The organism is Lentzea sp. NPDC060358 (genome assembly GCF_042725365.1).
In the GTDB taxonomy this organism is placed as follows: domain Bacteria; phylum Actinomycetota; class Actinomycetes; order Mycobacteriales; family Pseudonocardiaceae; genus Lentzea.
The window spans coordinates 20,432-32,233 of record NZ_JBHXCW010000077.1; the positions used below are offsets into that span (position 1 = coordinate 20,432).

Annotated in this window: 12 protein-coding genes; 4 read left to right on the forward strand and 8 right to left on the reverse strand. The window is 72.6% G+C overall.

The window, feature by feature from the left end; all coding sequences use genetic code 11:
• Positions 1-6: 6 nt before the first annotated feature.
• The 7 genes from ACFWGZ_RS18345 to ACFWGZ_RS18375 form a co-directional block, all read right to left on the reverse strand.
• Positions 7-519: a hypothetical protein gene (locus ACFWGZ_RS18345; protein ID WP_382452714.1), complete on the reverse strand. Its 513-nt coding sequence runs from the start codon at positions 517-519 to the stop codon at positions 7-9.
• A 33-nt stretch (positions 520-552) separates the two neighbouring features.
• Positions 553-1,107: a hypothetical protein gene (locus ACFWGZ_RS18350; RefSeq protein ID WP_382452715.1), complete on the reverse strand. Its 555-nt coding sequence runs from the start codon at positions 1,105-1,107 to the stop codon at positions 553-555.
• 5 nt (positions 1,108-1,112) lie between these two features.
• Complete coding sequence (locus ACFWGZ_RS18355; RefSeq protein WP_382452716.1) at positions 1,113-2,483, reverse strand: hypothetical protein; 1,371 nt, start codon at positions 2,481-2,483, stop codon at positions 1,113-1,115.
• The gene (locus tag ACFWGZ_RS18360) at positions 2,480-3,241 is read right to left on the reverse strand and encodes an ABC transporter ATP-binding protein (protein ID WP_382452724.1); all 762 of its coding nucleotides are present in this window, start codon (positions 3,239-3,241) and stop codon (positions 2,480-2,482) included. The genes ACFWGZ_RS18355 and ACFWGZ_RS18360 overlap by 4 nt, the downstream gene beginning before the upstream one ends.
• A 110-nt stretch (positions 3,242-3,351) precedes the next feature.
• Positions 3,352-4,116, reverse strand: coding sequence for an ABC transporter ATP-binding protein (locus ACFWGZ_RS18365; protein WP_382452717.1), 765 nt, complete (start codon positions 4,114-4,116; stop codon positions 3,352-3,354).
• Complete coding sequence (locus ACFWGZ_RS18370) at positions 4,113-4,931, reverse strand: zf-HC2 domain-containing protein (protein ID WP_382452718.1); 819 nt, start codon at positions 4,929-4,931, stop codon at positions 4,113-4,115. The genes ACFWGZ_RS18365 and ACFWGZ_RS18370 overlap by 4 nt, the downstream gene beginning before the upstream one ends.
• Positions 4,928-5,437 carry an RNA polymerase sigma factor gene (locus tag ACFWGZ_RS18375; RefSeq protein WP_382452719.1) on the reverse strand — a complete coding sequence of 170 codons (510 nt, stop codon included), beginning with the start codon at positions 5,435-5,437 and terminating at the stop codon, positions 4,928-4,930. Before ACFWGZ_RS18375 ends, ACFWGZ_RS18370 begins: the two co-directional genes overlap by 4 nt.
• A gap of 156 nt (positions 5,438-5,593) precedes the next feature.
• Between ACFWGZ_RS18375 and ACFWGZ_RS18380 the strand changes: the two genes are divergently transcribed.
• Positions 5,594-6,244 (forward strand): hypothetical protein, encoded by a 651-nt coding sequence (locus ACFWGZ_RS18380; RefSeq protein ID WP_382452725.1) that lies wholly within the window; start codon positions 5,594-5,596, stop codon positions 6,242-6,244.
• Between the two features lie 153 nt (positions 6,245-6,397).
• On the opposite strand, the gene ACFWGZ_RS18385 is transcribed toward ACFWGZ_RS18380, so the two are convergent.
• Positions 6,398-7,540: a helix-turn-helix domain-containing protein gene (locus tag ACFWGZ_RS18385; protein ID WP_382452720.1), complete on the reverse strand. Its 1,143-nt coding sequence runs from the start codon at positions 7,538-7,540 to the stop codon at positions 6,398-6,400.
• 86 nt (positions 7,541-7,626) lie between these two features.
• On the opposite strand from ACFWGZ_RS18385, the gene ACFWGZ_RS18390 reads away from it, so the two are divergent.
• The 3 genes from ACFWGZ_RS18390 to ACFWGZ_RS18400 all read left to right on the forward strand — a co-directional run bounded on the left by ACFWGZ_RS18390 (position 7,627) and on the right by ACFWGZ_RS18400 (position 11,798).
• Complete coding sequence (locus ACFWGZ_RS18390; protein WP_382452721.1) at positions 7,627-8,694, forward strand: ferredoxin reductase; 1,068 nt, start codon at positions 7,627-7,629, stop codon at positions 8,692-8,694.
• A 70-nt stretch (positions 8,695-8,764) separates the two neighbouring features.
• A complete protein-coding gene (locus ACFWGZ_RS18395; RefSeq protein WP_382452722.1) occupies positions 8,765-9,883 on the forward strand; it encodes a fatty acid desaturase family protein in 1,119 nt (372 codons plus the stop codon).
• A gap of 133 nt (positions 9,884-10,016) precedes the next feature.
• Positions 10,017-11,798: a CocE/NonD family hydrolase gene (locus ACFWGZ_RS18400; RefSeq protein WP_382452723.1), complete on the forward strand. Its 1,782-nt coding sequence runs from the start codon at positions 10,017-10,019 to the stop codon at positions 11,796-11,798.
• Positions 11,799-11,802 lie beyond the last annotated feature (4 nt).

The following is an 11,802-nucleotide window of genomic DNA, read 5'->3' on the forward strand; positions in this document are numbered from 1 at the left end:
TTCGCGCTACTTCGAGGCTTTGGCCCCGTTCGGTGCGATGGCGTACCAGCGGCCGTCGGTGCCGTGGCCCGTCGTGTCGCCCGCCTGCTCGTCGTCGACGTGGCGGTGGACGGGGTGGCCGGCGATGGTCACCTGCTCCAGTCCGTCCGGGCGCCGCACCGTCCCGACGAGGGCCCGGTCGACGCCGGCCGCCTCGACCCTGCCGCCCGCCGCGAGCAGGGGCGGCCACACGAGGGTGCACTCGGGTTCGACGCACGTCGGCCGGGGAGGACTCGTGCCGTCCCCGGTGTTGAGGTAGAGCGTGTTCTGCTCGCGGTCGGCGACGACCTCGCCCACCGCCGAGTCCACGACCCGCAGTGCCGCGATGTCACCAGGAAGGACGCGGGTCTTGTCCGCGGTCGGTCCGGCGACGGGTCCGGACGCGGCCTCCAGTTCCTTCGGGGTGGCGGTTTCCTGCGCCGGCGGAGCGGAACAGGCACCGAGGACGGCGAGCACCACGACGAGGGCGAATCGGGTCACATGGGTGGATTACGGACAGCCGGTCCGGCCGGTTCAGCGGCGCCCGCCGCGCACCGTGTAGGCGGCGATCCCGGCGGCGAACAGCGCCGCCGCCGTCCACCTCGTCACCGGGTCGTCGGACGCGCCCGTCGGCCACGTGACGATACGCCAGGTCAGCGAGTCGCCGGGCGGCATGATCGCGCTCACCGCCCACCACAGCACCGGTGCCGCGGGGGCCAGCCGGGCGCCCGCCACCGTGGCCGTCAGCCCGGCGAGACCGGCCAGGCCGGCCGCGTCGCGCAGGACGAACGCGGCGTCGGGCGGCGCGTCGCCGAGCAGCTGGACCAGGAAGACCGCCGCGGCGGCCAGCGCGGTGGCCGCCAGCAGGTGCCCGAAGCGCCACAGCGGCCACGGCAGGGCGGTCGAGAGGTCGAGCTCCGGGTCCTGGCCCGCGAGCCCGACGGTGACCACCAGGACCCCGGCCAGCGCCGTCAGCGAGGCGCTGATCGCCGTCCACGGGTCGTGCAGGGCGGACCAGGCCACCAGGACGACCACGGGCAGGGCCACGAGCGCGGCGGGTACGCCACGCGACCTGGCATAGAGCGCCACGGGCCTCATGGTGCCACCAGACCGGCGAGAACGGCCTCGGGGTCCTCGCACTTCAGCAGCATCTGACGCGCCTTCGCGACGCGGTCGAGCTGCTCGCGCGCGGGCTGTGCCCGAAACGCCTGCCAGGCCGTGTCGATCTCGGCGCGCGTCCGGGTGTTGCGCCACGTGTGGGGATCGGTCGGGAGCTCCGCCAGGCCGCCGTTGAAGTACCCGGCGGTCACGTACCGCACGATGCCCTCCTGGAAGTTGAACGAGTTGGGCGCGGCACACGGGGCGACGCCGGCTCCGGCGAACAGTTCGAGCCGGATCTGCCCGGGCTCCAGCTCCAGCGGCCGCCGGTAGCCCTCCGTCACCGAGTAGATGCCCTGCGACGACAGGAGGACGATCTCGCCGCTGCGCGGCGCGGCGACCAGGTGGGACATCGCCGAGGTGTCCTCGTGGACGTTGGTGGGCGCGCCGGGCAGCACGGCGAGCTTCGCGAGCGCCTCCTTGCCGGCCGCCGCCGCCACGGGCAGCGACGCCTCGTGCACCCGGCTCACGCAGACCGGTCCGTCGCAGACCAGCCTGCCCGCGATCGAGTCGGTGACCAGCAGGTCCGAGTACTTCGCCGGCAGGATCGACACGGCCAGCGCCACGGCGAGCCCCGCGGGGACGAGTGCCGCCAGCCGCCCGGCCCAGGTCCGCGCCACGAGGACGAGGAACGCCGTCACGCCGAGGCCCGCGAACCAGACGGCCTGGCCGACGTCCACCGACGTCGAGGTGGTGACGAGGTCCGAGTCCGGCGGGTCGAAGACGGGGGTGAGCAGCGCGAGCCGGGAGATCGGGTCGCCGGGTGCCTGGACCTCCAGCGCCCGCCCGGCCGCCGTCGCGACCATGAACGTCGCCACCAGCGCCACCGGCACGGTCAGCGGGTGGGGCAGCAGCCGGCCGAGCGCGAGGCCCAGCAGCACGCTCGAGGCCAGGGCCAGCACCACGGTCAGCATGAGCGGCACGAACCCGGTCGACACGAACCCGCCGCCGAGCACCACAATCGCCACGAGCCCTGCGCTCAGCAGCGCGGCGGCCACGGCGACGACGCCCGCCACGGCGGTCGCGAGGGTGCCCAGCCGGACCCAGCCGGGCCGGGAGGTCGAGGTGAAGAGCTCCGTCACGCGCGCCCGGCTGTCCCGCATGCCCTGGAAGACCGCGAGACCCACGACGAGCGCCCACACGTAGGCCACCGGCACCCGGAACGCCAGCAGTGCCGACGTCGAGTTGCCCTTCCAGGCCGCGTTCTCCGACGTGACCAGCCAGAGCATGCCCGTGCCGGACACCAGCACGACCAGCCCCGCCCACAGCGCCGTGGAGCGCCGCAGCTCGATGCGCAACCCGGTCACCAGGCACCCCCGGTCTTCGCGGTGATCAGCGCGGAGTAGCCGCGTTCGATGGGGCTGTCGCCGACGTGGTCGCCGGTTCCCGCGCTGACGAGGTCGGACGGAGTGCCCTGGAAGACGAGGGAACCCTCCGACACGAGCACCACGTCCGTGCAGGCGGCGGCGACGTCCTCGACCAGGTGCGTCGAGATGAGCACGCACGACCGTTGCCCGAGCTCGGCCACCAGTTCGCGGAACCGCAGCCGTTGCGCGGGATCCAGCCCGACCGTGGGTTCGTCGAGCAGCAGGACCTCCGGGTCGTTCACGATGGCCTGCGCGATGCCGACGCGCCGGACCATGCCGCCGGACAACGCCTTCATGCGGTCCTCGGCGCGGTCGCCCATCCCGACCCGGTCCAGCGCCCGTTCCACGGCCGCCGGGATCTCCCCGGCCGGCATCTCCTTGAGCCAGGCCAGGTACTCGACGAACTCCCGGACCTTGAACCGCTTGTAGAACCCGAAGTGCTGCGGCAGGTAGCCGAGCTTGCGCCGGACGGGCCGCAGCCGCCCGCCGATCGGGGTGCCGAGCAGCGACAGCGTGCCCGCACTGGGTTTCTGGACCGTGGCGAGCGTCCGGATGAGCGTGGTCTTGCCCGCGCCGTTGGGGCCGAGCAGGCCGTGCACCCCCCGGCCGAGTGTCAGGTCGAGCCCGTCGACGGCGTTGCGGGCACTGCGCCCGCTGCCCACCCGCACGACCAGGCTGTCGGCTTCGATGGCCCGCATCCCGTTGTCCTCCAAGTAGTTTCCGCTCACGTCCGGCAAGACGGCGGGAACGTCGCCGAGGTTCTCCGCCAGCTGTGACTTGGCGCACACTTGATGTCCTTTGTGGACTGTCACCACGCGCCGGGGCGGTCGGGGAGTGCGATGGTGGCGCTGTAGCCGCGTTCGAGAGGGCTGTCGCCGGGGTGGTCCCCGGTGCCCGCCGCTGCGAGCTGTGCCGGTGTGCCCTGGAAGACGAGCTTTCCCGCGTTCATGAGGACGACGTCGGTGCACGCGGCGGCGACGTCCTCGACCAGGTGGGTGGAGACGACCACGCAGGCGTCGGCACCGAGCTCGGTGAGCAGGTCGCGGAACCTCATCCGCTGCGCGGGGTCGAGGCCCGCGGTCGGTTCGTCGAGCAGCAGGACCTCCGGGTCGTTCACGATGGCCTGCGCGATGCCGACGCGCCGGATCATGCCGCCGGACAACGACTTCATCCTGTCGTCGGCGCGGTCGGCGAGGCCCACGCGGTCGATGGCGCGTTGCACGGCTCCCGGGATCTCGGCGGCCGGCATCTCCTTGAGCCACGCCACGTACGCGACGAACTCCCGCGCCGTGAACCGCCGGTAGTGACCGAACTCCTGGGGCAGGTAGCCGATCCTCCCGCGGTTCTCGCGCAGGTCGCCGCCGCCGAGGACGGACACCGTGCCCCCGCTCGGCTTCAGCACCGTGGCGAGCGCCCGGATGAGCGTGGTCTTGCCCGCGCCGTTGGGGCCCAGCAACCCGTGCACGCCCCGTCCCAGGGCGAGGGTGACGCCGTCGACGGCGGTCTTGCGGCCGGCCCTGACCCGCAGGTCCCTCGTCTCGATTTCCCAGGCGTAGGTGGTGGGTGCGGTCATCGGGTCGCCTCCAGGCGGGTGAAGGCCAGCCTGCGCCGTGCGATGACGAGCAGTCCCACGGCGAGGATGGCGGCCCACACGGGTGTGGTGTTCTCGTTGAGCACAGCGGACATCCGGCTGAACGCGATCGTCGGCGCCACGATCGCCACGGCCCAGGCGGCGGTCAGCGCGACCGCCGCCCGCGTGACGCCGACAACCGTGCCGAGTGCCAGCGTGCCGGTGGTGAAGGCGAGGCACGGCAGCAGCCACCGCGTCAGCTCGATCCCCGTCACCGCGCCCGCGACCACCAGCCCGGGGACGACGACGGCCAGCACCGCCGCCGTGCGCCGGAACACGAGCGGCAACCCGGCCCGCGGCGTGGCGGCGATGAGCTCGTAGGCGGGGTCGAGCGCCCGGCTCCACGACGCCGCGACCCCGAGCACGGGCAGGACGGGCGCGACCAGCAGCACCAGCGACACCGTGCCGGGCCCGGCGAGCTGGTCGAGCGCCACCGCGGCCGCCGTGACGAGCAGGATCATGGCGAGCCAGGGCCCGGCCGCGGGCGACACCCACCCGTGCAGCCGCCGCCGCGCCCGCGGCATCTGCGGTGTGCGGTCGAGCAGGGGCGCGAGCTCGGCCCAGACCGCCTGCGCGACCGGTTCCGGCGCCAGCCTGCCGCGGCACGGCGCGCACGTCTCGAGGTGCGACTCGACTGCCCACAGCCGATCGGCGGCGATGTCGCCGCCCTGCGCGTACCGGTGCAGCAGCGGGTCGCTCGGGTGGTGCGTGGTCCCGGTCTCGTTGCCGGTGGTGTCGCCGGACCTGTCCCCGGTCATGTCAGCGCCTCCCTCATGGCGATCCTCGCGCGGCGCGCCCGCGTCTTCACGGTCCCCTCGGGCACGCCGAGCAGCAGCGACGTCTCCCGCACCGACAGCCCGTCCAGCACCATCGCCTGCAGCACCTGCCGCAGTTCGGGCGCGAGCGTCCGCAACGCGTCCCCGACCTCGTCCCCGACCACCCCGTCCAGCACGGCCTCCTCGGCGGCGGGGCTGTCGCCAGGCGCGACGGCCCGCGGCGGCGCGGCGTGGTGGGCCCGCCGGCGGAACGCGTCGACGAGCCGCCGGGCGGCGATCGTCCACAACCACCCGACCGCACTCCCGCCGGCGGCCGCCCCGGCGAACGCGTCCGCCGCCCGCCACACGGCGAGGTAGGTCTCCTGCAGCACCTCGGCGACGATCTGGTCGTCGGAACACCGCCTGCGCAACCTGACCGTCAGCCACGGCGAGGTGCGGCGGTAGAGCTCCTCGAAGGCGCCGCGATCACCCCGTGCGACACGGCGCACGAGCTGGTCCTCGTCCAGATGGGCCGGCTCACCCCGGATGGCTCTCACACTCCGCAAGACGCAGGGACGGGCGGCGGGGTTCTCGCGCCGGTGTGGCGTGCGTCACGTTGGACGGTAACGGGGCGGAGGCGTGGGCGCGATGCAGCGGGCGTGGCGATGACCAACCTCACGACGCTGACGCTGCCGGCCTGGATAGACCCGGCGGAGGTCCGGGCGTCGGCCGTCGGCCACGACCGCGTGGGCATCAGGGCGGACTGGTGGCGTGAAGCGGTCCGGTCCCGCGGCCTGCCCGGCACGCCACCCGCGGGAGGGACGCTGACCAGGGCGGAGGTCTGGGCCCCGGCGGACGACGTGTTCACGCTGCTGTGGCGCACCCTGGCCTGGGGGTCGGGCCCGTACCTGCGGCTGAACGCGCGCCGCCTTGACAGCATCGCCGCCGACGTCACGGGCTGCGAGAGGCTCCTGACCAGGGCGGCGGAGCTGTCGCGGCACGACCCGGCGGCCGCGTACGCGTTGCTGCGGCCGGGCGGGCACGGCGCCATCCGGTCGTTCGGGCCGTCGTTCTTCACGAAGTTCCTGTACTTCGCCGGCGGGGGAGCGGACGAGCACCCGTGCGCGATCCTCGACCGGGTCGTGGCCGGCGTGCTGCGCGACCGGTGCGGCTGGACTTCGCTGGTCCCGTACGGCGGCTGGCCCGCGGAGACCTACGAGCGCTACTGCGGGCTGCTCGCCCGGTGGGGACGTGAGCACGGCTGCACGGTGGCCCAGGTCGAGTACTTCCTGTTTCGGAGCGGCCGATCATCCTGATGGCTTCAGTGCTGACCAGAACACCGCCCGGCCCGGCACTTCGTGCACCGGGTGTCCACGGAGGACCGCGGGTGTGTCCGGCCGGTCCGGGAAGTCTGCCCTTCGGCAGGGGGCGAATCACTCGTTGCGGTGAAGTTCTGCCTGCGGCCGTGGTCACGTCGCCGCGGGCAGCCCCACCGCGAGCGTCAGCTCCAGCACCCGCTGCGGCGAGGAGAGGTCCGGGAACAGGTCCCGCAGCTGTCCCACCCGGTACCGGACGGTCTGCGGGTGCACGAACAGGGCGGTGGCCACCTCCTCGCGCCGCCCGTGGTGCAGCAACCACGCCCGCAGCGTCTCCTCCAGCCGGCGGGCGGTGCCGGCCGGCAGGGCGAGCAGCGGCGCCAGGGCGCGGGCGCGGAGGTCGGCGTAGGCGTCCGGGTCGGCGCTGAGCACCAGTTCCGGCAGGTGCTCCTCGGTGTCGCGGATCGACGACGAGAGCGAGCGGGCGCGGGCGGCTCGGGCGTAGGAGGACGAGGCGCGCATCCACGGGCGGGCCGGGCCCACGACGGCGTGGCGGTCGCTCAGGCGGCGCAGGAGGTGGGTGCGGTCGGCGTCCGGCACGAGCAGGACGCCCAGCGCGTCGGGCAGGTCGTCCAGGACCAGCGTGCCCGCGTCCAGGGAGCGGAACGCGGGGCGGGCCTGGGCGGCGGGCAGCAGGGCCACGGTCATCGTGGTCGGGGTGGGCCAGCCCGCCCGGCCGGCGGCGGCCAGCAGGATCTCGGAGCTGGCGCCGGCCAGCAGGTCGCGGGCCAGTTGTTCCAGGTGGCGCTCGTGGGCGAGGCCCCTGGCGGCCAGTTCGTCGGCGTGGCCCGCCGCGGAGGCCGCGGAGAGCTCGTCGATGTAGGCGAAGGTCAGCTCGGCGAACTTCGCCACCTCGGCGGCCGGGAGGCCCGCCGGCACGGCGCCCGCGGCCAGGCCCCGCCAGGCCACCCTGGCGCCCACCCGGTAGGCGCTGAGCAGGGCGTCCATCGAGCGGCCGTCGCGGACCTCGCCGCGGCCCAGCTCGTAGGCCGCGTCGCTCGCGTCGCCGCCGGTGTAGGTGCCGCCGGCCAGGTCGAGGTAGTGTCCGAGCGCCGTGCGGACGGCGCGGCGGATCGTGCCGCCCATGCGCCCGGACAGGGCGTTGGCGTAGCTCGGGACCTCGTCGATGATGGCCTGCACGACCTCGTCGGCGGTCGTCCTCAGGACGGCGCGCAGCGCCTTGACCGTTTTCTCGTCCAGGGCCAATTCGGTGGCCCTCTGCATTGCGTGACTCACGATTTGTTCCCCGCGAACAATTCTGCCGAGCAGATTCACGTCGTACGGACAGGACTTTACGCCCTGAGGCGCATCAAGCTGGAGTCATGACGAGTGCCGCCCTCCGCAGCAGGGCGTGGAAACTGCTGGAAATGGTCACGACGCCACTGCTGCCGTCCGACTACCTCGACCTGGTGAGCCCCCTGCGCGCGGGCGCTGACCTGCGCGGTCGCATCGAAGCCGTGCACCCCGAGACGGGTGACGCCGCGACCATCGTGATCAGGCCCGGACGGGGCTGGCGCGGTCACGTCGCCGGTCAGTACGTCCGCATCGGGGTCGACGTCGACGGCGTGCGCCTGTGGCGTGCGTACTCGGTGACCTCGCCCACGAGCCGCGCCGACGGCCGCATCACGATCACCGTGAAGGCCATCCCCGGCGGCAAGGTCAGCAACCACCTGGTCCGCAAGGTCAGGCCGGGCACGGTCATCCAGCTCGACCAGGCCACGGGCGAGTTCGTGCTGCCCGCGACCAGGCCCGCCAAGGTCCTCTACCTCACGGCCGGCAGCGGCATCACGCCCGCGATGGGCATGCTGCGCGACAGCCGGTTCGCCGACGTCGTCATGGTCCACTCGGCGCCGCGCGAGGAAGACGTCATCTTCCGCAACGACCTGCACGACCTCGTCGCGGACAAGGCCCTCACGCTCGTCGAGCTGCACACCGACACCGTCGGCATGCTCGACATCGCCGAACTCGAGAAGCACGTCCCGGACTGGGCCGAGCGCGAGACCTGGGCGTGCGGCCCCGCGGGCCTGCTCGACGCCGCCGAGGCGCACTGGGCCGCGCACGGCATCGCCGACCGGCTGCACACCGAACGCTTCCGCCCGACCGTCGTCGTCACGGGCGAGGGCGGCGAGGTCACGTTCGGCAAGACCGGCAAGACGGTCGAGGCCGACGGTGCCACGCCGTTGCTCGACGTCGGCGAGGGAGCGGGCGTGCTGATGCCGTCCGGCTGCCGCATGGGCATCTGCTTCGGCTGCGTCACCCCGCTGAAGTCCGGCGCTGTGCGGGACCTGCGCACCGGCGACATCACCCAGGCCGAGGACAGCCCCACCGCGCACGTGCTCGTCCAGACCTGCGTGTCCGCCGCGGCGGGCCCCTGCGAACTCGAACGCTAGTCCTCCCCAGACCTCCCTCCCCCCGCGAAGTGGCCCGACCCCCAGCCACTCCACTGCGAAAGCGAGTCCCATGACCGCCATCGACCCCACCGCCCACCTCACCGACGAGCAGATCGAGGAACTGGGCCGCGAACTCGACGCGATCCGCGACGAGGTCATCGCGAGCCGCGGTGAGAAGGACGCCGCCTACATCCGCAAGGTCATCTCGGCGCAGCGCAAGCTGGAGCTGGCCAGCCGGGGCATCCTGCTGTTCTCGCTCTTCCCGCCGGCGTGGATCGTCGGCACCGCCGGCCTGTCGGTGGCGAAGATCATGGACAACATGGAGATCGGGCACAACATCCTGCACGGCCAGTGGGACTGGATGCGCGACCCGAAGATCCACTCCACCACCTGGGAGTGGGACCACGTCTCGCCCGCCGACCAGTGGAAGCACTCGCACAACGAGCTGCACCACACCTACACCAACGTGATCGGCAAGGACAACGACCTCGGCTACGGCATCATGCGCGTGGACGAGGACCAGAAGTGGCACCCGATGTACCTGGCGCAGCCGCTGTGGAACTTCATCAACGCCTGCTTCTTCGAGTACGGCATCGCCGCGTACGACCTGGAGCTCGGCAAGAACCTCCACAAGCGCCGCCGCAAGAACCCGGAGTTCCGCGCGCGGGCCAAGGCCGTGGGCCGCAAGATCCGCAAGCAGGTGCTCAAGGACTACGTGATCCACCCGCTGCTGTCGGGCCCGTCGTTCCTCACCACGCTCGCCGCGACGTTCACCGCGAACCTGGTCCGCAACCTGTGGTCGCACTCGGTGATCATGTGCGGGCACTTCCCGGAGGGCGTGCAGACCTTCGAGCGCCGCTCGATCAAGGGCGAGACGCGCGGCCAGTGGTACCTGCGCCAGATGATGGGCTCGGCGAACATCAGCGGCAGCAAGGCCATGCACTTCATGACCGGCAACCTGTCGCACCAGATCGAGCACCACCTGTTCCCCGACCTGCCGAGCAACCGGTACGCCGAGGTCGCGGTGAAGGTGCGGGCCCTGTTCGAGAAGTACGAGCTGGACTACGTGACCGGGCCGCTGCCCAAGCAGGTCTTCTCCGCGTGGCACAAGGTGTTCCGCCTGTCGCTGCCGAACAAGAAGCCGAAGGTCACGACTCCGGCCCCCGACAAGGAGCTCGTCGCGGCCTGACACAACAGGACAGAAACCGCTTCAGATCTTTCGGCCGGTACCGGAGCGCACTCCGGTACCGGTGAAATCCCTCCGCAGGGCCCGATGAGCCGTACTCCCTGCCATCGCATCGGGCCCTCCGACGGAGGAACCCATGCGAAGGGTCTACCTCGTCGCGGCCACCCTGCTCACGGCCGCGACGATCTGCACGCCCGTCCACGGTGCGAACGCCGCACCCGCCGCCATCACCGAGACCGTCTACGTCGAGTCCACGACCGACAGCGACTCCGACGGCAAGCTCGACCGGATCGCCGCCGACGTCATGCGCCCCGACACGACCGGACGGGTGCCGATCGTCATGGAGGCCAGCCCCTACTACGGACTGGGCACCACCGCCGCCACCGGCGCCAGCACGCCCCGCGGCTTCGGCCGGTGGTACGACGAGTACTTCGTGCCGCGCGGGTACGCCGTCGTCGAGGTCGAGATGCAGGGCACCTCGCGCTCGACCGGCTGCCCGACCACCGGTGGCCCCGAGGACACCGCGAGCGTCCGCGCGGTCGTCGACTGGCTCAACGGCCGCGCGAAGGCGTTCTACGCCGACGGCCGCGCGGCGACGGCGAGCTGGAGCACCGGCAACGTCGGCATGCTCGGCGTCTCCTACAACGGCACGCTGCCCAACGCGGCGGCCGCGGCGAACATCCCCGGTGTCAAGACGATCGTGCCGATCGCCGCCATCTCCAGCTGGTACGAGTACGCCCGCGACCAGGGCATCGGCTACAAGGGCTGGGAGTCGAACTACCCCGCCTACCTCGCCGGCTACGTCGTCAGCCCGGCGCAGAAGGCGAAGTGCAAGCCGGTGTTCGACAAGCTGTCGGCCGACGACGGCGACGAGTCCTGGGACTACACGCCGTTCTGGAAGGCCCGCGACTACCGGGCCGGCGCGCGGGACGTGACCGCGTCGGTGTTCGTCGTGCACGGGCAGGCCGACTGGAACGTCAAGCTGTCGCAGTTCGGCCGCTGGTGGAAGGAGCTCGAGGCCCACGACGTGCCGCGCAAGATCTGGCTGCACCGCGGCGGTCACCTCGACCCGATCTCGTTCCGCCAGGCCGAGTGGCAGCGCGTCATGGGCCTGTGGATGGACCACTGGCTCAAGGGCGCCGACAACGGGATCATGGACGAGCCCGTGGCCGACGTGCAGAAGCCGGACGGCAGCTGGGAGCAGGCCGCGTCCTGGCCGCGGCCGGGCACGGCGGGCACCACGCTCTACTTCGGCCCGGCGGCGAGCGGCGTGTCCGGGTCGCTGACCACCACGCCGGTGAGCGGCGGCACGCAACGGCTGGGGGACAACACGAACCTGACCGAGTCCGCCATGATGGCCGCTCCGGACACCTCCGACGCGCGCCGGCTGGTGTACGCGACGGCGCCGCTCACCGAGGACGCGCGGCTGTCCGGTGAGGTCAGCGTGACGGCCAGGGTGTCCTCGACCCGCGCGTCCACGGCGCTGACCGCGGTGCTCGTCGACTACGGGCCCGGTACGCAGGCGGTGCTGACCGAACGCAGCCCGCTGCAGCTGTCCACCGAGACCTGTGCCCGGAACGACCTGCGCGACCGCACCGGATGTGCGCGGCCGCCGGACGTGTCGCTGCAGGCCGTCACCGCGACGATGCTGACGAAGGGCGCCATCGACGCGAAGAACCGGTCGTCGCTCGAGTCCGGGACGTCGTTGCCCACCGGCCAGGCGGTGGACGTGACGTGGAAGCTGCACCCGCGCGACGCGCTCGTCCCGGCGGGGCACCGCATCGGGATCGTGCTCGTCACGAACCACAGCTCCTACATCGCGCGGGACGGCGGGTCGAGCGGCATCGCGCTCGACGTCTCGCTCGGCGCGAGCAAGGTGGTGCTCCCGATCGTCGGGGGTGCGGTGGTCACCGGCTGAGAAA

Excerpts from the sequence above, each read along its gene's own strand:
- ACFWGZ_RS18360 (WP_382452724.1), bottom strand. The coding sequence starts at position 3,241 with ATGCGGGCCATCGAAGCCGACAGCCTGGTCGTGCGGGTGGGCAGCGGG.
- ACFWGZ_RS18365 (WP_382452717.1), bottom strand. The coding sequence starts at position 4,116 with ATGACCGCACCCACCACCTACGCCTGGGAAATCGAGACGAGGGACCTG.
- ACFWGZ_RS18370 (WP_382452718.1), bottom strand. The coding sequence starts at position 4,931 with ATGACCGGGGACAGGTCCGGCGACACCACCGGCAACGAGACCGGGACC.
- ACFWGZ_RS18380 (WP_382452725.1), top strand. The coding sequence starts at position 5,594 with ATGACCAACCTCACGACGCTGACGCTGCCGGCCTGGATAGACCCGGCG.
- ACFWGZ_RS18390 (WP_382452721.1), top strand. The coding sequence starts at position 7,627 with ATGACGAGTGCCGCCCTCCGCAGCAGGGCGTGGAAACTGCTGGAAATG.
- ACFWGZ_RS18395 (WP_382452722.1), top strand. The coding sequence starts at position 8,765 with ATGACCGCCATCGACCCCACCGCCCACCTCACCGACGAGCAGATCGAG.
- ACFWGZ_RS18400 (WP_382452723.1), top strand. The coding sequence starts at position 10,017 with ATGCGAAGGGTCTACCTCGTCGCGGCCACCCTGCTCACGGCCGCGACG.